Raw genomic sequence first — 20,892 nt, forward strand, 5'->3', positions numbered from 1 at the left:
GCTGGGAGCGATGTTCCTGATGCCTGCCGTTTCTGCCGTCCTGCGCGCCCCGCACGTGCCGCTCGTCCTGATCGCCAGCCAGGTGGGCCGGCTGCCCACCGCGGCCGCGCCCCTCGCCCTGCTGCTGTTCGCCCGCCAGTCGGTCAGCCTCGCTGTCTCCGGCATCGTGGTGGCGGTGTTCACGGCCGGCATGGCCGTCACGGCGCCGCTGCTCGCCCGCGCCGTGGACCGCTGGCGCCAGCCACCCGTGCTCTACGGCTCGTCGGCGTTGTCGGCGGTCGGATACGTGCTGGCCGCCCTGAGCGGCGGCCGCCCCGCCCTGCTGGTGACCGGCGCGTTCCTGGCCGGCATGGGCACGCCTCCGCTGGAGGCCTGCCTGCGCGCGCTGTGGCCGCACCTGGTGCCACCGGCCGACGTCACCGCGGCGTACTCCCTGGACATCGCCCTGCAAGAGGTGATCTTCGTGGTCGGCCCGCTGGTGACCCTGGCCGCCGTGGCGGTCGCCGGCCCGGCGACCGGCCTGATCACCGCCGCCGTCCTGCAACTGGCCGGCGTGGCCGCCTTCGTGGCCGCCCCCACCGTGCGCCACTGGCGCGGCGAACCCGCCGGCCACCGGCACTGGGCCGGCCCGCTCCGCTCGTCCCGGCTGGTCACCCTGATCGCCGGCATCGCCTGCGTGGGCGCCGCGGTCGGCAGCATCCCGGTGGTCCTGACCGGTTACGCGGAGGCCTCCGGCGACCGCGGCCTGACCGGCTGGCTGCTGGCGTTCCAGGCCCTGGGCGCCCTGGTCAGCGGGCTGCTCTACACCCGCGCCCGCCCCGGGACCCTGCGCCGCCTCCCGCTGCTGGCCGCCTGCTTCACCGTGGGTTACCTGCCGCTGCTGCTGGTCCCGGCGCCGGCCGCGATGTTCGCCTGTCAGTTCGTGAGCGGCTTCGGCCTGCCCCCGCTGCTGACCGCCGCCTTCCTGGCCGCCGACCGCCTGGCCCCACCGGGAACCGCGGTCGAGGCGTTCGCCTGGATCTTCACCGCCTTCACGGTCGGCAGCGCCACCGGCGCCGCGATAGCCGGCCCCTTGACCGATGCGACGATCCGCACCGGTTTCACCTTCGCCCCGCTGGCCGGCCTCCTGGCGATAGCCGCGATGGCCGTCACCGCCCACCGACAATGCGGTCCGTCATCGGATCGCGCATAGGGTCGGGAGCAGTGTTTCTGATGGTGCCGATGGTAGTGTCGGCCGTATGACGGTGAGCATCTCGATCACACTCGATGACGAGCTGGGCGCCGAGCTCAACAACGCGGTCGCCGGCAGCAATCGATCCGCCTTCGTGGCCGAGGCCATCCGGGATTACCTGGATCGCCGCGCCGTCGCGGACGCGGCCGCCTGGCACGCGTCCCTCACCGGCCCGGACGCTGAGGTCTTCACCGACTTCAACGCCGAGTGGTGATCTCGAAGCGCGGCGACGTCGTCGACTACACCCTCGGCAGCCGGCGGATCCGGGTCCTGGTCGTGAGCGCCGACACGTTCACGCGCGCCTATCCCATCATCGTGTTGATCCACGACCGCGCCGACGGCGACGTGCCCGGCATCCTCCTGCCGCTGCCCGGCGATCTCGGCGGTGGCGGCACCATCGACCTGACCCGGGTCAGGTTCGCCGTGCCGGCTGCCTTCGGCCACCGGCACGGCCGCATCAACACCGCGCTCGCCGCCAAGGTCGATCAGGGGCTGCGCCGCCTGCTCGCGCTTTAGTCCACATTTCTCGGCCCGCCGGCTTCACTCGCGTACGGACCGACGATCAGCGGAGCGGGATTCGTTCCTGCTTGCTGCCGTAGCCGTCGACGACCGTGACGACCGCCTCGCCGGTCTTCTGGTCGAGAGTTATCCGGACCTGCACCCACCGGCGGCGCAGTTTCGTGATCAAGTCGGTCCACCCGGCAGCCGGCACCGATGCGGCCCGCGACAGGACGAGGCCATGATCACGGACGGCGGCGTCGCCGAACATCTCGATGAGGCCGGCCCACGGATCGCTCGGCTCGGTCACCGCCACGAGCACGGTGCGGGCGGCTTCCGCGTCAGCGTCGCCCTGGTCGAGCTGGTCCATCAGGTTGAGCTCGACCAGAGCGCCGAATCGGGGCAGCGGACCGCTGTCGTCGGCGCCGAGCCGGATCCGGAAGCCCAGGCTCAGGTCACCGGCTTCGGCCACCCCCACCTGGAACTCAGCCCCGCGACCGTCGTTCAGAGCGGCGAGCACCGCCTGATACTTCGCGATGAAGTAGGCGACGCGGACCAGCACGCCCGCGCCCGGCACGACGCTGTCGACCACACGTTCGGCCACTCGCCAGACCGCCGTCTGCACCGCTTTCTCGAAGAACACCGCCCAGGGACCCTCGCTTTCCGGCCCCTCCGGCAGCTCGCCCCAGCGCATCCGGTCCGCCTGAGCCTCGCCGATCTCGCGCGGGCCCACGGAGTCGGAGACAACCACCGGCTCCGCAAGCAACAGGCCCTCCGGTTCCTCGGAGAGTCCGAGTCGGTCCCCGTCGTCGAAGGGGTCGGGAAGACCGTCCGGCCGGCCGAGCGGGAGATCGTCGTCGATGTCGGGCTCGAAGTCGTCGGCGCCCCAGCCCTCGGGCGCGACCGCTTGCACGGAGGAGGACTCCCACTCGGGCGGGTCGTCGTCGCGGAACGAGGCGAGCGGCTCGAACGGGTCGGGAGGGTCGTTGAACTCGCGGAAGAACCCCATGGCGGAACGCCCTTCTGTCGCCTCCGAGGATGACACCTCGTCGCACACCGGATTCATTCCTGTTCACTCAGTAGTCAGATCTTGGACAGCTGAGGGCTAAGGCGGAGGTCGGGGACGATGCTTCGGGCAAGCGCTCTCCCTGGGTTTGCGAAAACGGGCGTGCGCGGACAGCGAGGCAGGAAGGGGGCAGTAGGCTGAGGGTGCAAGTCGGGTTCCGCACAGCAGGAGGCTGCACGGGTGGCCAGTGTCGCCGAGGTCAAAGCCGCCGTGGATGCCGCGCTCCAGCAGGTCAGCGAGGGGCAAGCGGCGATCCAGGCGGCCCGGGAGAAGCTCGGCGAGGCGCAGCAGAGCCTGGCCGCGGCGCTCGACGGCAGCGGGAGCGATGCGGTCGGCGCGGCGCACGGGTCGCTGTCGCAGGCCGACCAGTCGCTGGAAGAGTGTCTGGGTGCCACCGCTCTGGCGGTGGAGCAGGCGCAAAACTACACGGCGATGCTCTGACGCGATGTCGCTGATCCAAGAGCTCGGCGCCCAGCTTCGCGCCACCTCCGACGAGCTGCCCACCGGCCTGGTGACGGCCGCGATGGAAAAGCTGCGCAGCGCCACCGAGATCCTGATGTGGGTTCGGGAGACCTCGATCGACCCGGTCGGCGTGCCGCAGCTGGGCAACGCCACCGAGCATGCCGAACGGGCCGCCGCGGCGCTGCGGATCGCCCAGGACGCCATCGCCACCTATCTGACGCAGGTCGGGCTGACCGGCGACGCGGCCGCGCCGCCCGACTCGGACTGGAAGGCCGGGCTTGAGCGCCCGGAGGTCAAGCCGGAGAAGCCGGAGGACGCGAAGCCCGAGGGCGAGAAGCTGGGCCCCTGGTGGCATCAGCGGATCGCCCAGCTGACCGGCGAGGACGCGCCCGAGGTGAACGACAAGGACCAGCCGCAGGCGGACACGGCCGAGCTGTTGCGCCGGGTCGCGAGCGGGGTGCGGGCCGGGGACAAGGCACGCCTGGGCCGCGAACTGCATGCGGCGTCGGCCGCGACCGGGCTGGCGCTGTCCGCGGTGACCCCGGCCGTGCTGCATCGACTGGCCGGTGATCTGCTCGGGCACGAACCGCGGCCGGAGGATGTCGAGCGGCTGCGGTCGGCGGCTGCGGGGCGGGTGCGGTCGCTGCTGCCGGGCACCTCGCCGGCGGTGCTCGACACCCTGATCGCCCGGATCTGCCGGGTGCCGGTCGCTCAGCAGGGGCAATCCGGGCATCCCGCCGACAACGCTGTCACGGCGGGCGTGCTCACCGGCGTGCTCCTGGCCCGTCTCGGCCGCGACGCCAACACGCTCGACCCGAACGCCCCCGAACCGTTGCGCCGCCCCGAGGCCGCCGACGCCCGATGAGAACGTTGATAGCCCATGTCTGAGTCGTCGACCACGCAGCAAGTCATGGACATCCGGGCCGGGCTCTCGCACGCTCTCGGCGCGGCCGAGAACGCGCTGGCCGCCGCCCGCGTCGCCTACGAGTCGGCGGTCGCCCGCCGGGAGCGGGTCGTGCAGGCCGCGATCGAGCGCCGGCACAACGTGGCCGAGGCGCGCGACCAGCGGCTTCTCGAGATCGACGAGCAGAGCAGGAGAAACCTGTCCGCGTACGCCGAGGCCGCCGCGGGCGCCGCCGACCGGGCTGCTCCCGGCGCCGCCGGTGATCCGTGGGACGACTGGCAGGTCTCGCCGCTGGACACCGCGGCCGAACTGCGGGTCGGCCGGCTGCTGCTGCCGCATCCGGAGGACGTCCCGGCCCTCGTCCCGCTGCTCGACCACGGCCACGTCGTGGTGCGCGGCGATCGGGCCATCGGCGACGAGGTGGTCGCCGGGCTGCTGCTGCGGGCGCTGGGCACGGCCGCGCCCGGATCGCTGCAACTGTTCGGGCACGACCCGGACCACCTGGGTGGTGGGCTGGCCCGGTTCGCCAGCCTGGCGCCGGCCGGGGTGCTGCGGTTCACCGGGCCGGGCGAGCTCGGCTCGCTGCTCGACGATCTGGTCGACCACGTGCGGCGGATCAACGAGACGGTCCTGGCCGGGGAGTACACCTCGTTGCGGGAGCTGGCGGCGGCGACCCACCGGCGGCCGGAGCCGTGGCGGGTGGCGGTGCTGCTCGGCGTGGGCGAGTTGAGCCGGGCGGAGCAGACCCAGATGCAGCGGCTGCTGCGCACCGGCGCCGCGGCCGGCGTGCACCTGGTCATCCAGGGGATGCCGATGCAGCCGGGGCCGGGCATCGAGTTCATCACGGCCCAGCCGGGCGACAACGCGCATATCAGCAGCGCGGGTGCTCTACCCGTACGGCTGGATGGTGGTCCGCCGCAGCCGGTTGTCGCCGCGGCCTGTCGCCGGATCGCCGAAGCTGTTGCCGCCGGGCCCGCACCGGTGGCGCTGGACAGCCTGCTGCCGGCCGAGTTGTGGACGGAGAGCGCGGCGACCGGGTTGTCGGCGCCGCTCGGCGACGGGCCGCAGGGTGTTCCGGTGACCGTGACGCTGAGCGATTATCCGCCGCATGCGCTGATCGCCGGGCCGTCGGGCACCGGCAAGACCAACCTGATCTACGCGTGGATGGGCGCGCTCGCGGCTCGCTACTCCCCCGACGAACTGGCTTTCTACCTGCTGGACTTCAAGGAGGGGGTGTCGTTCGCGCGGTTCGCGCCGGGGCGGCGGGACCCGAGCTGGCTGCCACACGTGAAGCTCGTCGGCGTCAACGTCAACACGGACCGTGAGTTCGGGCTGGCGCTGATGCGGTTCCTCGGTGAGGAGCTGCGACGGCGGGCCGACGCCGCGAAACGGCACGAGGTGACCAACCTGGCCGAGCTGCGCGCCGAGGACCCTGATGGGGACTGGCCGCGGATCGTGGCCGTCGTCGACGAGTTCCAGGTGCTGCTCTCGGGCCGCGACGCGGTCGCCACCGAGGCTGTCGACCTGCTAGAGGACCTGGCCCGGCGGGGCCGCTCGCAGGGCATCCACATGATCCTGGCGTCGCAGGACGTCTCCGGCATCGAGGCGCTGTGGGGGCGGCCGGCGCTGGTCGCCCAGTTCTCGCTGCGGATCGCGCTCCCTCGCGCCCGGCGCGTGCTGGCCGAGACGAACACCGCCGCCGAGTCGCTGCCGCGCTACCACGCCGTGGTCAACGCGGACTCGGGGTCGATCGAGGCCAACAAAATCGTGCGGGTGCCGGCGGCCGGCGATCGTGACCGGTGGAACGCCCTGCAGCACCGGCTGTGGCGCAAACGCCCGGAGGGGCAGGGCCCGCCGCGGCTGTTCGACGGTGACGTGATCCCGCACCTGTCCGACAGCCCGGACTATCAGCGGCTCGCGCCGCTGGAGGGCACGTCGGCGCCGGTGGTGCTGCTCGGCGAGACGATCGACGTGGCCGCCCGGTCGGCGCGGACGGTGCTGCGCCGCGCGCCCGGCCGCAACCTGGCGATCCTCGGCACCCGGACCGAGGAGGCGTGCGCGATCATGGCGACCGCCGGGGTGTCGCTCGCGGCTCAGTTCCCGCCGGAGGGCGCCCGCTTCTCGATCCTCTGCCTCGACCAGGACGCCGCCCCGGCCGCCGAGGCGCTCTGTGCCGAACTGCCGGACTGCGGCCTGTTCTGGGCGGACAACGCCGACTGGCTCCTGGAGGACGCCGCCAGCGAGGCTTCGGCGTCGTGGCCGGCCGACCGGCCGCATTTCCTGATGGTGTACGCGGCGGATGCGCTGCCCGGCGGCAAGGTCGTCGCCGACCAACTGCGCACCATCCTGCGGCAGGGGCCGGAGCGGCGTATCCACGTGCTGGGCTGGTGGCGCGGGGCGGGGCTGCTGCGTGACGCGCTCGGCGGGCACGCGTCGCGGACCGATCCGATCGGCGCCTGGGTCGCCCTGGACGTGCACGGCAGCGAGCTGGCCCCGTACTACCCGGGCGCCGGCGCGCCCGTGTGGTACCCGCGGCCGTGGCGGGCGCTGCATTTCGACCGCTCGGTGCATCGAGGCGCCGAAGTGATCATCCCTTATGGACAACTATGAGCGACGTACGCCCGGCCGATTTCGACACCGCCGACTACCGCAGCGTGCTGCGGCGGCTGACCACGCTGGACGAGGAGGCGGCCAACCTGCGCGCCGAAGCGGTGCGCTGGCACGACGGCCGGATCCAGGCCGCCGACGAGGCGGTCCGCAAGGCCGACGAGGCGTTGAAGGCGGCGCGGCTGGATGCCGCCGAGGCGCAGCGCACCCTCGAGACGGTCGACGCCCGGGCGGCCGGCTTGTGGGCGGACTACGTGCACAAGGTCGGGGCGGTGGCCGAACGCTACGGCCGCGGCAAGCCGCCGGCGGTGATCCCGCGGCAACGCGGCGAGAAGGACGCGACCGATTACCTGGACGAGGTCGCCACCAAGGTGAAATACACCGCGCCGGCCCGGCCGCTGAACGCCGCGACCAAGGCGCTGTTCGCGGTGTTCGGCCTGGTCAGCGGGATCGTGGGGTCGGTCGTGTTCCGGGTGCTGCGGCAGAACGCGCAGGGCGCGCAGACCGGCACCTGGCGCGACGCCCTGCCGGTGGTCGCGCTCGTGGTGCTGCTGGCCTGCCCGGTCCTGGCGGTGGTGGCCGCCAAGCGGGTCGCCGACCGCCGCGCCGTCGGGCTGGACGTGTCGACGGTCGTCACCGTGCTGCTGGCCGGCCTGGCGACGGCCGGCCTGATTCTGGCCGCCGCCGGGATGGGCTGAGCCTCAGGCCGGTTCGGGATTGGCCTCAGGCCGGTTTGGGGTTGGCCTCAGGCCGGTTTGGGGTTGGCCTCAGGCCGGTTTGGGGTTGGCCTCAGGCCGGAACCACCAGGGCTTCGCGGAGCAGTCGCCGGGCCAGGACCAGGCGGTCCGCGTCGTCGTCGAGCAACAGGTCGCCGACCCGGGTCGGCTCGCCGCCGAGGGCCTGACGCAGCGCCGCCGCGCAGTACGCCGGAAAACGCAGCGTGCGGCCGGTGAGCCGGAGCACCACCTGGTCGGCGCCGTCCTCGGCGATCCGCCAGCGCAGGCCGCCGCGCACCGTGATGGTGTCGGCCGGGCCGAGCGCGTCGGCGAAGTCGAGCTGCCGCAGCGGGGCGACCGGTTCGGGGCGGGCCGACGGCCAGTCCCGGGCGGCGAGACGCTCGGCGACCTCGGCCGGCGCGGTGCCGGCCAGCCAGTCGCGCAGGGCCTCGACGGTCTCGGTCAGTTCCGGCTCGATCGCGTCGGGCTCGCCGACGTCGAGGCCGAACGGCAGGGTGGCGCGCAGCCGGGCGTCCTGGGCGGCCATGGCGAGCAGCTCCTCCACGATCGCGTACCGGGTCAGGGCCCGTACGCCGAAGGTCAGGTGAAGTGACCTGGCGCCTTGAGCCTGGGCCGAGTGCAGCCAGCCGCGCGGCAGGTAGAGGGCGTCGCCCGGCTCGAGAACCACGTCCAGGGCGGGCTCCCCTTGCGCGGTCGCGCCCACCTCGTCGGCGCGGCCGCCCCACGGCTGCTTCTCCAGGGGGTCGGCCAGGACCGGCTCGTGGATGCGCCACCGTTTGGTGCCGTCGACCTGGAGCACGAACACGTCGTGGGTGTCGTAGTGGGTGCTGAAGCCCTGGCTGGCCGGGGGCGTCAGGTACGCGTTCACCTGCAGCGGGCGGCGCAGTTCGGCGCCGAGCTCGCGCGCGTAGTCGATCAGTGGCGGCCAGATGCGGTGCAGGCCCTGCAGGACCAGGGTGGCGCCACCGGCGTACAACCGCATCGCCTCTTCGTCGACGACCTGGTCGCTGATCTCCGCGCCGGCCCCGCCGGAGCCAGTGAACCGGGCCGCCGGAAGCACTTTGCCCTCCTGGGCGACCCGCAGGAACGGGGTGCGCAGGCCGCGGCGGCTCAATAGCTCGTCGACCGCGTCGGGGGAAAGCAGGTCGGTGAAGCCGGCCGGGTCGGCGGCCCGGCACAGCAACGGCGCCCGCCCCCAGTGCGCGGCGGCGAACTTGTCCTGCTCGATCTTCACTATCCGGGCGAGTGCCGGGCGGTGACCGCCCGGCACTTCGATCGTCATGTCGCTTCCTCAGGCCGCGGAGCCGTCGGCGCCGCCGTCGTGCCCGTCCGGGTTCGCGCCGCCGTCGGCCGGACCTTCGCCGGCCGAGCCGTCCGCGCCGCCGTCGTGGCCGGCCGGGTTCGCGCCGCCGTCCGCCGGGCCCTCGCCCGCGGAACCGTCCGCGCCGCCGTCGTGGCCGGCCGGGTTCGCGCCGCCGTCCGCCGGGCCTTCGCCGCCCGCGGCCGAGCCGGTGGTGATGTCGTCGTCGCTGAGTGACATCGAGTTCTCCTTCGTTGTTGCGGTGGAGACCTCGGCATACCCCCGCTTGATCACATCTAACCTGCTGCCGGACCGGGTCACTCCCCCAGCAGTTCGATCAGCGTGGACGCGTTGCGCTGGGCGTAGTCGGAGTAGCAGTTGTTCATGAAGACCTGCGTCTTGTCGGCGTGCTCAGCCAGGTCGCGGAGCTGTGGCGCCCAGCCGGCGAGTTCCTTGCCGGAATATTCGTAGCCGAACTTCTCGTGGATGTCCTTGCTCGTCCACTTGGTGCTGTGGCCGTGGAAGCGGACCACCGCCAGGTCGGCCGTGGCCTCGACGATCGGCGGGACCGACGACTTGTGGCCCTGCGGCATGTCGACGCAGACGAACGGCAGCCGGTGATTGCGCAGGAAATCCAGGGTCTCGTTGCGGTTCGCGCCCTCGAACCAGGAGGAGTTGCGCAGCTCGAACACCGGCCGCAGCGGCTTGCACCGGGCCGCCACCTCGAGCATGTATTCCTTGTTGGATTTGCGGATGCCGAACCACGGCGGAAATTGAAAAAGCACGGCGCCGAGCTTCCCGGCCTCCTGCAACGGGTCCAGCGCCGAGAGAAAACGGCTCCAGACTTCCTCGTACGCCGAGGGCGGCAGATCGCCGGGATAGATGTTTTTCTTGTCGGTCTGCGGGCGCAGGTCCTTGTAGATTGCCGAGACCTTCGTCGGATGACCGGTGAGCAGGCTGAACGCCTTGATATTGAAAGTGAAGCCGGCCGGCGTGCGCTGCGCCCACAACTTCGTGGTCTGCTCGGCCGGCGGGCCGTAATAGGTCGAGTCGACCTCGACCACCGGGAACTGCTTGGCGTAATAGGCCAGCCGTTTCTCCGGGTCGTCGGCGGACGCCGGGTACCACCCCGACGCCAGCAGCGTCCGGTCGGTCCAGGAGGCCGTTCCGACCTCGATCGCGCCCACGTCAACCACCCCTGGGGATACGGCGGGTCCGCCGCTGGCACGCGGCGGACCCCGGTGTGACGGTGGGCTCAGCCGGCCCGGCGCTCGCGGTTCGACTTGCAGTGCACGCACGTGGTGGCCGAGGGGAAGACCTCCAGTCGCTCCCACGGGATCGGGTTGGAGCAACCCTCGCAGTTGCCGTAGGTGCCGTCGTCCAGCCGCTGCATGGCGTGCTCCGCCTGCGTGCGCCGGTCGAGGAGGGTGCGCAGCAGCGACGTGGCCGCGTCGCGCTCGGCCGTCTTGGACCCGCTGTCGGCCTGGTCGTCGCCGGCGGCGTCGCCGATCTCGACCAGCCGGAGCTTGTGGTTCTCCGCGACTGCCGACTCGTACTCGGTGTTCAGGCTGTCGAACCGGCCCCGGAGGATCGCCCGGATCTGCTCGACCTCCTCGGCCGACCGGCCTTTGGCGGTGGCGCTCTTCCCCGTGATCACAGCTCCATTGACGAGCATGCCGCTCCCCCTGCCCTTCATCTGCCCCTGCCGGCGGGTCCCCCCGCGGGCCGGCCCCATCGCACCGTGGGGCCTCCCGGTACCCGCCGCCGAAGATCCCAAACGGGCCTCCGCCGAAAAAAGTAACCGGAGCATAACTGTCAGTGGTCGACTCCGCCACAGACTCGCTTCACCAACTCTTCTCACTCACGTGAGACGACGAGCGCGGGACGGCGGGGGTCGTCGAGGCGGACGACCATGTCGGCGAACGCGGCGGGGTCGACCTCGTCGGCGTACCGCTCCAGGGCCGGGATGGTCCATGCCTGGTCGGACGGGGTGCGGCGGCGCAGCGCGGCCGGTGAGAGCTCCAGATGCACGGCGAAGTCGAAGTCGAGGCCGCCGCCCAGAAGGAGGGGTCCGCTGACCAGAACGACCGCGCCGGGCGGCAACGGGTGATAGGGCTCACGAGCGGCTCGATCGGTCCCGGCGTTCCAGAATTTGGTCAAGATCTTTCCGCTGCCGCCCGGGCCGGCCGGGCCGAGGACCTCGCGCGCCAGGGCGGACTCGTCGAACCAACCGGCGTAGAACGAGTCGGGGTTGGTGCGGCCCTGCTCCAGACGCAGCGAGGCGGGGCGGAGGAAGTCGGCGGTGTCCACCCGGACCGCCGGGCGGCCGCGCAGCCGCAGCGGCCCGACCAGGGCGTCCGCCAACGCTCCCGGATCGGCTGCCGCGGAGCCGTCGATAGCCACCCGCCGCAAACTGTCAGCTTCCCGACTCACTAGGTAGGAAGCCAGCTCATCGACGAGACCCTCTACGGACACCGGACGCACGCGCACGCCCGGCAACGCTACTCGTTGGCCTGGACCACCACGCGGGCGTCGTCGGAGAGGCGGTAACCCACGCCGTAGACGGTGGTGATCACCGGGAGGCCGCCGCCGAGCTTGAGCCGCAGCCGGCGGACGTGCACGTCGACCGTGCGCTCGCCGGTGTGCTCGTAACCCCAGACGCCGGCCAGCAACTGGCCGCGGGTGAAGACCCGGCGGGGCCGCTCGGCCAGGAACAGCAGCAGGTCGAACTCGAGCCGGGTCAGCGCCAGCGCCTCGCCGTCGAGCAGCACCTGCCGGGACGAGGTGAGCATGCGCACCTCGGGACCCGCCGGGCCGGGCTCGGGGTCGAGCGGGAACTGACCGGCCGGCTCGACCGTGATCGTGCCCTGGCTGATCTCGACGAGCTCGCGGACCGCCTCGATGAGCCGGTGCGCCTGCGGGGTGAGCGCGTCGGTGGTGAGTGGAATGGCGACCGTCACGGTCAATGAGGGGTCGGTGGGCCGGCGTGGTCCGGAACCGCGTCCCGGACCTGTGACATGGCGGTTGACACGAGGCGACAGCGCGCTTACCGGCATTGTGAAAGAGCCCCCTGAAATTGCATGGTCGGTAACCGTATGGGACCGATCACGCTCCGTAAATTCGCGGCAATAATTCCGCTACGGCCGTTGCCCGGTCAAGACAGCAACCACACTGTGGGAAAATCGTTCCACTTTAGCTTTGACGCACCGAAATGCATTCTGCGAACAGATTCTGTCAGCCTGCTTAAAGGTTAGCTAACGGCAACAGCGCTGGTACTTGCGGCGCAAGGCAACTACCGGCGTTATTGCTGAGACACGTGCCACATCTGCACGAATCCGCAGACGTGAATGTAAAAAAGGGATCCCCGCGTAGCAAGAACCTTGCTACGCGGGGATCTGGAATGATTCAGTTCGCGCCGGTGAGGCGGCGGCCCACGGACGCGATCAGACGGTCCAACTCGGAGCCGAACGGGTTGTCGTGCACCAGATAGGTCCAGGTGGCGCTGGGCCGGACGATCTCGGCGCGCTCGGGCTGCCAGCCGTCGGAGAGGTCGGTCTCCTCGAACGTCTCGATGGTGCGGGCCTCGATGTCGGTGAACAGCTGCTGGAAGGCCGGGACGGCGGCCCGGTGGAACTCGTCCAGCGGGTCCAGCTTGCCCAGAGCGCGCAGGTGCACACCCTCGCGGACCTCGTTCAGCTCGGCCAGGTGCTCGGCCCAGCGCCGGTCGAGGTGGAACAGGGCGATCGCCCGGCCGGCGTCGGACAGGACGTCCTCGTCGGTCTCCTCGGCCTTCTCCTTCGACTGCTCGAGCAGCATGATCGTGGCGACCTCGGAGGTGAGCAGCCGCTCCCGGCGCTCGGCCAGGGCGATCCGCTGCTGCTCGATCACGACGCTGTAGCGCCACGTGTTGCGGTGGATCTCGTGGTTGACGCCCTCGGCGACCCGCTGGGCGTGCTCGACCGCATATTCCACCTGTTCGTCGTGGACCACGCCGTCCATGTCCATCCGCGGCGAGGGCGGCAGCGCGTCGCCGGCGTGCCGGGTGACCAGCTCGTCCTCGAGGCTGACGAAGAACACCGAGCGGCCCGGGTCACCCTGCCGGCCGGCCCGGCCGCGCAGCTGGTCGTCGACGCGACGGCTGTCGTGCCGGCCCGCGCCGATCACGTAGAGGCCGCCCAGCTCGACGACCGCGTCCCGGTCGGCCTCGTCGGAGCCGCCGAGGCGGATGTCGACGCCACGGCCGGCCATCTGGGTGGAGACGGTGACCGCGCCGAGCGCGCCCGCCTCGGCGATGATGGTCGCCTCCTCGGCGTCGTTCTTCGCGTTCAGCACGTTCGACGGCACGCCCGCCGAGGCCAGCTGCTTGGCCAGCAGCTCGGAGGCCTTCACGTCGAGGGTGCCGATCAGCACCGGGCGGCCCTTCTCGTGGGCCAGCTTGATCTCCTCGACCAGGGCCTCGTCGCGGGTGTCGTGCGCCGAGAAGATGCGGTCGTCGTCGTCCTCCCGGATGTTCTCCGTGTTCGACGGGATGACCGCGACCTCGAGCTTGAAATATTCGCGAAGCTGCTCGCCGACGTGCACCGCGGTCGCGGTCATGCCGCAGACCGTCTTGTAGAGCGCGATGAACGCCTGCACGGTGATCGTGTCGAGGACCTCGCCCTCGGCGGTGGCGGTCAGCCCCTCCTTGGCCTCCACGGCCGCCTGCAGGCCGTCCGGCCAGCGGCGGCGCTGGGCGACCCGGCCGCGCATCTCGTCGATCAGCTCGACCCCGCCGTTGCGCACGATGTAGTCGACGTCGCGGCGCAGCAGGGCCTGCGCGTGCAGCGCCACGTTGACCGCGGACAGCTGGGCGACCTGATCGTCGGCGTAGAGGTCGATGCCGCCGAGCTTCTCCTCGAGCCGCTGCAGGCCGGTCTCGGTGAAGGCGACGCTGCGGCCGTCGTCGGCCACCTCGTAGTCCTTGCCGTTGCGCAGATCGCGGACCAGCTCGGCGGCGTCGTGCACCGGGTCGCTCTCGGTCGCGGTCGAACCGGCCAGCACCATCGGCACCCGGGCCTCGTCGATCAGGATCGAGTCGGCCTCGTCGACGATCGCGGTGGCCAGCTCGCGCTGCACCCGGTCGGCGATGTCGGTGACCAGCTGGTCGCGAAGGTAGTCGAAGCCGGCCTCGGAGACCGACACGTAGGTGACGTCGGCGAGGTAGGCCTCGCGGCGCTCCTCCGGCGTGGCCGCCTCGGTGACCCAGCGGACGGTGAGACCGAGCAGCTCGTAGACCGGCCGCATCCACTCGGCGTCGCGGCGGGCCAGATAGTCGTTGACGGTCAGCACGTGCACCGGGCCGTGGCCCAGCCGGACATGCCCGTACGCCGCGATGGTCGCGGTCAGCGTCTTGCCCTCACCGGTCGCCATCTCGGCGACCTGCCCGGAGAGCAGCGCCATCGCGCCGAGCAGCTGCACGTCGTACGGCCTCTGCTCGAGCGCGCGCCAGGCCGCCTCGCGGCCCACCGCGCAGATCTCGGTGTAGTCGCTCGCCTCGGCGGCTGCCGCGGTCAGCGCCTCGTCATCGAGCTCGCGCAGCGCTTCCTCACGAGCTTCGATCGCTGCGAGCCGCTTGTGGAACGGCGCCAGGTCGACCGTTGTGCCCGGACGCTGCAGAAACTTGCGGAACCGGCTCTTCAGCCGCTGCGACACACCCATGGCGCGAAACGGTACTTCATTTACCTGAAAGCGTGGCGCGCGACACCTACCGGTTCGTTCCGCTCGCCGGCCGGATGGTCTGACGTTTGCCCCCGGGCGTGGCCGGGCACTGGTTCGGCTACGAGGCGGCGTCCGTACGGGGAGGGAGACGAATTGCCTAGTCAACTCGTCTGCCGTCCGGTGCGGGACCGGCCCGTGGCGGTGCTCCGGCTCACCGGCACCCTCGACCCGATGACCGGCGACGCCCTTCAGCTGGCCATGCGGCACAGTCTCGCCACCGAACCCGATCGGCTCCTGCTCGACGTCTCCGGACTGCGGATCGGCGATCCCCTCGGCCTTACCGCGCTCAGCACCGTGGTCGGCCAGACCGCCGAGTGGCCCGACGTGCCGATCGTGCTGTGCGGCGCCGACGCCGAGACCGAGGCCGCCATCCAGTCGGCGCCTGAATGCACGAATCTCAGCTATGCGCACGACTGCGACACGGCCATCGCCGCGGCCGGCGCCGAACCGGCGCACTCGCGGGTGCGACTGCGCCTGCGGCCGGTGCCGGACGCGTGCCGCCAGGTGCGGCAGATCGTCACCCAGGCCTGCGAGGCGTGGCACCGCTCGAACCTGGCCGGCACGGCCGCGCTGATCGCCACCGAGCTGGTCGCGAACGTGGTCCGGCACGCCCACACCACCATGGAGTTCACCTTCGCGCTGCGCGACGGCCGGCTGCGGATGAGTGTGCGGGACGGCAGCCGGCGCATGCCGAAGCCCGCGGACCCGGCGGTTACGGCGCCGGGTGGGCGCGGGCTCTGGCTGGTGCGGGACCTCACCGACGCGTGGGGCGTGCTGCCGGTCAGCGACGGCAAAGTGGTCTGGACCCGATGGGCGGCGGCCGCTTAGCTCGGGCCGCCATTGCGCGGTAGGCCACTTGGCGGCTGGTCGGCGCCCTTCTCCCCGGTGATCGGGCGATTCAGCTGGCCCATCTGCGGCGGCTCCAGCGGCGGGCGGTTGCGGCGGGCCGTCTTCGGCTCGGCCTGCGGCGGCTGGTTCGGCGGGCCGGCCTGGTCCGTCTGGGGCTCGATCGGAGGACGGTTGGGGGCGGCAGTCGCGCCGAGGCCGCTGGGCTCCGCGGTTCCGCTTCCGCCGAAACGATTGGCCGGGTCCTCCGCTCCGGCCCCGAAACCGCCGGGCTGCGCGCTGGCGCCGAGACCGCCGGGCTGAGGGGCGGCTCCGAGACCGCTGGGCTGAGCCGTTGCCCCGGCACCGCCGGGCTCCGCCATGGCTCCGAAACCGCCGGGCTGCGCCGGGGGTCCGAGACTGCTGGGCTGCGCGGTCGCTCCGAACGCGCTGGGCTGCTGGTCGGCCGCCGGCGTCGCGCCGAGGCCGCTCGGCTGCTGCGCCGGACCGCCCAGGCCGGCACTCAGGCCGCTCGGCTGCTGCGCCGGGCCACCGAAGCCGCCGGGCTGCTGGGCCGAGCCGCCGAGACCGCCGGGCTGCTGGGCCGGGCCACCGAGCTGCTGGGCCGGGGCGCCGAGCTGCTGGGCCGGGGCGCCAAGCTGCTGGGCCGGGGCGCCGAGACCACCTGGCTGCTGCGCCGGGCCACCGAGACCGCTGGGCTGCCGGGCCGGACCGACCGGGTTGCCGGGCTGCTGGCCGGTGGCCGGGCCGGCCATCGGCTGCATCGGGGATCCGGGCGGCGTCACCAGGTACGGCTGGTCCGGGGCTGGGCGGCCCAGCGGGGCGGCGCCGTTCGACGGCGGCGGGCTGGTCGGGCGGGCGGCCGGCGAGATCGGGCGCGCCGCGGGCGGCTGGTTCACCGGCGGCGGCGCCATCGGCGGGGTGTTCATCGCGGTCGGGGCCGGCCGGGCCGAGGGCGCGAAGTGCGGCGCGTCCAGCGGGCGGGTCTGCTGGTGGTAGGTCTGCGGGCCGGAGAGCAGCGGATCGGCATCCGACGGATACGGCGCTCCGAGCGGCGCCGGGCCGGCCTGCGGGCGGGCCGGGCTGACCGGCCCGGCGGGCGGCATCGGCGGCGAGACCGGACGGAACGGCTGCACTGCGGGCTGGGCCCCGGCCGGCGGAGACCACGCGCCGGCCGGCGGCTGCGGCGGCGACACCGGTCGGAGCGGCTGCGCTCCGGCCGGGGACGTGGGCTGGGCCGACCAGGCGGCGGCCGAGGGCGGCGGCGAGACGGGCTGAAGCGGCTGCGCCCCGGCGTAGGGCCCGGACTCGGCCGACCAGGCCCCGGCGGCCGGCTCCGCGGGCGAGGCCGGGAACGGCCCGGACGGCGGCAACGGACCGGCTTGCGGCATCGGACCGGCTTGCGGCGTCAGGCCGGACTGGGACAGCGGGCCGGACTGAGGCATCGGGCCGGACTGAGGCATCGGGCCGGACTGGGACAGCAATGACGGGCCGGACGGCGGCTGGCCGGGCTGCGACAGGGATGACAGGCCCGACGGCGGCTGGCCCGGCTGCGACAGGGATGACAGGCCGGACGGCGGCTGGCCCGGCTGGGACAACGAGGACGGGCCGGACGGCGGTAGGCCCGGCTGGGACAACGAGGACGGGCCCGACGGCGGCTGGCCCGGCTGGGACAACGAGGACGGGCCGGACGGCGGTAGGCCGGAGCCGGGAAGGCCGGATGCGGCGAATCCGCTCGGCGCCTCGTCCGCCTCGGGGGCGAGTGACGACGCGTTCAGGCCGCCCAGGCGCGGTCCGGGCGGCTCCGCGTCCGGGCCGGCCGGCGCGGGCACCGGCGGCAGGTCGAACGACAGCCCGGCAGCCGACGGCGGCTTGTAGACGGGCGGCTCCGGCATGAGCGACGGTCCGAACGACGTCTCGAACGAGGACTCGTACGACGGCTGCGCCGCGGGCTGGGACAGGGGCGGCGACGCAGGAGCGGGCGACTGGGGCGACAGCGAGGGCGACGGGTCGAGCGGCGACTCGGGCGACTCGTGCCGGGACCGGTGCGACGGCTCGTGCACCGGGCCGGCCGCTTCGGCCGAGAAGGACAGCTCGACCGGCCCGCCGCCGAGCAGCGGAGACCCGGCCGACGGCCCGTTCCAGGCGGGCTCGTCCAGATCCGGCGACGACAGGTCGACCGGGGAGCTGAAGGCGAGCGGTGACGCGTACATCTCCTGCTCGAAGACCGAGGGGCCGCCCAGGCCCTGCCGATGCACCTCGATCAGCCCCGACGCCTCGGCGAGCCCGGCCGCCTCGAGCACTTCGGCGGCCGAACGCCCGGCCGGGCAGGGCAGTGGCTCCCCGCAGACCGGGCATTCGGTCATACCCTCGCTGGGTCCCGCCCCGCCGGCGTGCAGCTCGAGCATCTCCCGCGCGGTCTGCGCGAGCACGCTCTCCGGATCTACGAAGGCCTCTGTCGACGCCACGTCTCTGCCCCCAATTCGCCCTGTTCCGAGTCAAGTTCACCTTTTCGGAGCGGCGATTCGTGCGTTTTTCCATAATTCGGAGGCTGCTGTGACAGGCGTGAAGATTCACTCACGGTTCGCATCGAGTTGCTCTCCGTACGATATGAAGACATCCAGGAGGTGATCCCCCATGGACGAGGTCGAGCTGTACCGCGAGCAGATCCTCCGGCACGTCAGCCCCGTCATCACCGGCCGCTTCGCCGGCTACCAGGCCGCGTACACCCGTGAGGTGCGCGTCGGTCAGCCGTTACTGATCGTCGTCTTCCTCGCCGCCGGCATCGCCCAGATGATCGGCTCGCTGCTGCGTATGCGGGCCAGTCGCCGCAGTTTCAAGGATCTGAAAAAAGGACCCGAGTTCCTCGTGACACCGGTGCGGGTGCGCGACGACCTCGGCCAGACCTACGAGGTGGAGATGCATGGCCACCTCCCCCAGTCGGCCCTGCACCGGGGTGACCTCGTGCAGGTCCGGACGGCGCCGCAGAAGGACGCGCGGCTGCCGGTGAAGCTCGTTCAGGTGGTCAACCTGACCACCATGCAGCCGCTGACTCCGCGTATTCCGACGATGTGGTCACACATCGGCCCGGCCCTGCTGCTGCAGGCCGTTCTGGGCGCCGCGGTGCTGATCGCGGCAACGGCGATCTGGCTCGCCTGAGAAAGATCAAAACCGGCCACCGCGTCGCGGGCAACGTCGCCTCCGACGCGGTTACTCTGCGTCCGTTTGCGATCAACGGGCGAAGGGTACGCCCTGCCTGGCGCAGACCCGCTCGGTATGCGAGTTTAAATCTCTCGAGATAGGCGGTGTGCCGATGGGCGAGGAAGTCGAGCAGACCAACTTCACCCGCGAGGACCGGGCGAAATACCGTCACAAGATCCGCCGCAGTCTGGACGTGTTCGCCGCGATGCTGCGGGAGTCGCGTTTCGAGTTCGAGCGGCCGCTGACCGGCATGGAGATCGAGCTCAACCTCATCGACGAGGGCGCCGATCCGGCCATGCGCAACGCCGAGGTGCTCGGCGCGATCGCCGACCCCGACTTCCAGACCGAGCTGGGCCAGTTCAACATCGAGATCAACGTGCCGCCGCGGCGGCTGGCCGGCGACGAGAACGCCGATCTCGAGCGCACCCTGCGAGCCAGCCTCAACAGCGCCGAGAAACACGCCCGCGAGATCGGCGCGCACACCGTGATGATCGGCATCCTGCCGACGCTGCGGCGCGAGCACATGACGCTCGACGCGCTGTCCGCCAACCCGCGTTACAAGCTGCTCAACGAGCAGATCTTCGCGGCCCGCGGGGAAGATCTGGACATCCGGATCGACGGCATCGACCGGCTCGCGGTCACCACCGACACCATCGCGCCCGAGTCGGCCTGCACCAGCACCCAGTTCCACCTGCAGGTCAGTCCGGCGCAGTTCGCGGCGTACTGGAACGCGGCGCAGGTGATCGCCGGCATCCAGGTGGCGCTGGGCGCCAACTCGCCCCTGCTGTTCGGGCGGGAGCTGTGGCGGGAGACCCGGATCCCGCTCTTCGAGCAGGCCACCGACACCAGATCAGAAGAAATAAGAGCGCAGGGTGTACGCCCTCGGGTGTGGTTCGGCGAACGCTGGATCACCAGCGTCTTCGACCTGTTCGAGGAGAACGTGCGCTACTTCCCGGCGCTGCTGCCGATCTGCGACGACCTCGACCCGGCCGAGATCCTCGAACGCGGCGAGGTGCCCGAGCTCAGCGAGCTGCGCCTGCACAACGGCACCGTCTACCGCTGGAACCGGCCGATCTACGCGGTGGTCCGCGGACGCCCGCACCTGCGGGTGGAAAATCGCGTGCTGCCGGCCGGGCCGACCGTGCTCGACACCCTCGCCAACGCCGGCTTCTACTACGGTCTGATCCGCACGCTCGCCGAGGCCGAGCGCCCGCTGTGGACGCAGATGAGCTTCAGCGCCGCCGAGGAGAATTTCCACGCCTGCGCGCGGCACGGCATCGACGCCAGCGTGTTCTGGCCCGGTCTCGGCTACATCCAGGTCACCGAGCTGGTGCTGCGCCGCCTGCTGCCGCTCGCTGCCCAGGGCCTGGACCGGTGGGGCGTCTCGGCCGGCGAGCGCGACCGGCTGCTCGGCATCATCGAGCAGCGCTGTCTGACCCACCGGAACGGCGCCGCCTGGCAGGTTCAGACCTTGCATGCGCTGGAGGCTTCGGGGAGCGATCGGCAGGACGCGTTGCACGAGATGCTCCGCCGCTACCTCCCGCTGATGCATGAGAACCGCCCGGTGCACGAGTGGCCGTACCCGACCGATTGAAGAATGGCCGCTGAGCCGCCGGCAGCGAATGCCGCCCGGTGGCCACCGCCCGTTCCCGGACGCCGATGATCAGCATCAGGCCGAGCGCGATCATGACGGCCGAGAGCACGCCCAGCCGGACCGCGTCCGGGCCGGTGACCGGCAGGCTGCTGTCGTCGGTGTCCTGGGCGGTGAGCGCCAGCGGCACGTCGACGGCGTTGTTCGTCGCGATGCCGTCGGCGCTGGTGGTGGTGACGGTGACCCGCATGGCGTGGGTGCCGGTCGTCACTCCGTCGCCGAGCTTCAGGGTGAGCCACAGCTCCCCTCCGCTCTGGGCGGCGGCGTCCGGCGCCGAGCAGGTCACGTCGTTGGCGTTGCCCGTGGTGGCCGCGGTGCAGGTCGCCTCTTCGGTCGACGCGGCGCTGATGCTCTTCCGGCCGGCCGGCGCGCTCTGTTGCGTGGACGAATCCAGCGAGACCTGCGCCCTCGTAATCCAGACGCCGGTCGGCGGCTCGACGGTGAAGGAGACGTTGGCGGCGGTGCCGGTGCCGCCGTTGGTGTACGGGATCTTCACGACCGGGTTGCTGCTGCCGGCGACCGGAACGGTTCCGCCGTCATAGGTGACGCCGAGGTCGACGTCGTACTTGCCGAGCGTGAAGTCCGGGATGGCCACATCGTCCTCGCCGCCACAGGTGTAGTCGAAGGTGGGC

The 20,892-nt window shown here is 71.9% G+C and carries 19 protein-coding genes; 10 read left to right on the top strand and 9 right to left on the bottom strand.

The features are described 5' to 3' along the window. Position 1: 1 nt before the first annotated feature. The 3 genes from AB0E90_RS43380 to AB0E90_RS43390 are packed head-to-tail and all read left to right on the top strand — an operon-like array spanning position 2 to position 1,747. Positions 2-1,192: an MFS transporter gene (locus AB0E90_RS43380; protein WP_360418216.1), complete on the top strand. Its 1,191-nt coding sequence runs from the start codon at positions 2-4 to the stop codon at positions 1,190-1,192. 46 nt (positions 1,193-1,238) lie between these two features. Beyond that, entirely contained in the window at positions 1,239-1,445 is a 207-nt protein-coding gene (locus AB0E90_RS43385) for a ribbon-helix-helix domain-containing protein (protein ID WP_360418180.1), read from the top strand. Then, the gene (locus AB0E90_RS43390) at positions 1,442-1,747 is read left to right on the top strand and encodes a hypothetical protein (protein ID WP_360418181.1); all 306 of its coding nucleotides are present in this window, start codon (positions 1,442-1,444) and stop codon (positions 1,745-1,747) included. Before AB0E90_RS43385 ends, AB0E90_RS43390 begins: the two co-directional genes overlap by 4 nt. A 46-nt stretch (positions 1,748-1,793) precedes the next feature. Here the strand turns inward: AB0E90_RS43390 and AB0E90_RS43395 are convergent, their stop codons facing one another. Next, complete coding sequence (locus AB0E90_RS43395) at positions 1,794-2,738, bottom strand: hypothetical protein (RefSeq protein ID WP_360418182.1); 945 nt, start codon at positions 2,736-2,738, stop codon at positions 1,794-1,796. Positions 2,739-2,975: 237 nt separating this feature from the next. Here AB0E90_RS43395 and AB0E90_RS43400 point away from each other — a divergent pair, with 237 nt between their 5' ends. From AB0E90_RS43400 to AB0E90_RS43415, 4 genes are read left to right on the top strand one after another with little or no spacing between them, the layout of a single operon-like run. After that, positions 2,976-3,236: a hypothetical protein gene (locus tag AB0E90_RS43400; RefSeq protein ID WP_360418183.1), complete on the top strand. Its 261-nt coding sequence runs from the start codon at positions 2,976-2,978 to the stop codon at positions 3,234-3,236. Positions 3,237-3,240: 4 nt separating this feature from the next. Then, the gene (locus AB0E90_RS43405; RefSeq protein WP_360418184.1) at positions 3,241-4,122 is read left to right on the top strand and encodes a hypothetical protein; all 882 of its coding nucleotides are present in this window, start codon (positions 3,241-3,243) and stop codon (positions 4,120-4,122) included. A gap of 15 nt (positions 4,123-4,137) precedes the next feature. Beyond that, on the top strand, positions 4,138-6,771 hold the full coding sequence (locus AB0E90_RS43410; RefSeq protein ID WP_360418185.1) for an FtsK/SpoIIIE domain-containing protein: 2,634 nt from the start codon (positions 4,138-4,140) through the stop codon (positions 6,769-6,771). Beyond that, positions 6,768-7,466 carry a hypothetical protein gene (locus AB0E90_RS43415; protein ID WP_360418186.1) on the top strand — a complete coding sequence of 233 codons (699 nt, stop codon included), beginning with the start codon at positions 6,768-6,770 and terminating at the stop codon, positions 7,464-7,466. Before AB0E90_RS43410 ends, AB0E90_RS43415 begins: the two co-directional genes overlap by 4 nt. 91 nt (positions 7,467-7,557) lie before the next feature. Here the strand turns inward: AB0E90_RS43415 and AB0E90_RS43420 are convergent, their stop codons facing one another. The 7 genes from AB0E90_RS43420 to secA2 form a co-directional block, all read right to left on the bottom strand. Next, positions 7,558-8,787 carry a cupin domain-containing protein gene (locus AB0E90_RS43420; RefSeq protein ID WP_360418187.1) on the bottom strand — a complete coding sequence of 410 codons (1,230 nt, stop codon included), beginning with the start codon at positions 8,785-8,787 and terminating at the stop codon, positions 7,558-7,560. A 9-nt stretch (positions 8,788-8,796) separates the two neighbouring features. Then, positions 8,797-9,045 carry a BatC protein gene (locus AB0E90_RS43425; protein ID WP_360418188.1) on the bottom strand — a complete coding sequence of 83 codons (249 nt, stop codon included), beginning with the start codon at positions 9,043-9,045 and terminating at the stop codon, positions 8,797-8,799. Between the two features lie 77 nt (positions 9,046-9,122). Then, entirely contained in the window at positions 9,123-9,992 is an 870-nt protein-coding gene (locus tag AB0E90_RS43430; protein WP_360418189.1) for a DUF72 domain-containing protein, read from the bottom strand. 68 nt (positions 9,993-10,060) lie between these two features. Continuing rightward, on the bottom strand, positions 10,061-10,480 hold the full coding sequence (locus AB0E90_RS43435) for a TraR/DksA C4-type zinc finger protein (RefSeq protein ID WP_360418190.1): 420 nt from the start codon (positions 10,478-10,480) through the stop codon (positions 10,061-10,063). 182 nt (positions 10,481-10,662) lie between these two features. Continuing rightward, positions 10,663-11,295, bottom strand: coding sequence for a uridine kinase (locus AB0E90_RS43440; RefSeq protein WP_360418191.1), 633 nt, complete (start codon positions 11,293-11,295; stop codon positions 10,663-10,665). 11 nt (positions 11,296-11,306) lie between these two features. Then, positions 11,307-11,765 (bottom strand): winged helix-turn-helix domain-containing protein, encoded by a 459-nt coding sequence (locus AB0E90_RS43445; RefSeq protein ID WP_360418217.1) that lies wholly within the window; start codon positions 11,763-11,765, stop codon positions 11,307-11,309. A 445-nt stretch (positions 11,766-12,210) separates the two neighbouring features. Then, positions 12,211-14,502: an accessory Sec system translocase SecA2 gene (gene secA2, locus AB0E90_RS43450; protein WP_360418192.1), complete on the bottom strand. Its 2,292-nt coding sequence runs from the start codon at positions 14,500-14,502 to the stop codon at positions 12,211-12,213. Between the two features lie 153 nt (positions 14,503-14,655). Here secA2 and AB0E90_RS43455 point away from each other — a divergent pair, with 153 nt between their 5' ends. Beyond that, positions 14,656-15,390, top strand: coding sequence for an ATP-binding protein (locus AB0E90_RS43455; RefSeq protein ID WP_360418193.1), 735 nt, complete (start codon positions 14,656-14,658; stop codon positions 15,388-15,390). Here AB0E90_RS43455 and AB0E90_RS43460 read toward each other — a convergent pair. Continuing rightward, positions 15,387-17,876 (bottom strand): hypothetical protein, encoded by a 2,490-nt coding sequence (locus AB0E90_RS43460; protein ID WP_360418194.1) that lies wholly within the window; start codon positions 17,874-17,876, stop codon positions 15,387-15,389. The genes AB0E90_RS43455 and AB0E90_RS43460 overlap by 4 nt on opposite strands. Positions 17,877-18,045: 169 nt before the next feature. Between AB0E90_RS43460 and AB0E90_RS43465 the strand changes: the two genes are divergently transcribed. After that, complete coding sequence (locus AB0E90_RS43465) at positions 18,046-18,567, top strand: hypothetical protein (RefSeq protein WP_360418195.1); 522 nt, start codon at positions 18,046-18,048, stop codon at positions 18,565-18,567. 154 nt (positions 18,568-18,721) lie between these two features. Next, positions 18,722-20,203: a glutamate--cysteine ligase gene (locus AB0E90_RS43470; protein ID WP_360418196.1), complete on the top strand. Its 1,482-nt coding sequence runs from the start codon at positions 18,722-18,724 to the stop codon at positions 20,201-20,203. Positions 20,204-20,892 lie beyond the last annotated feature (689 nt).

It is taken from the genome of Actinoplanes sp. NPDC026619 (assembly GCF_040638295.1).
Classification (GTDB): domain Bacteria; phylum Actinomycetota; class Actinomycetes; order Mycobacteriales; family Micromonosporaceae; genus Actinoplanes.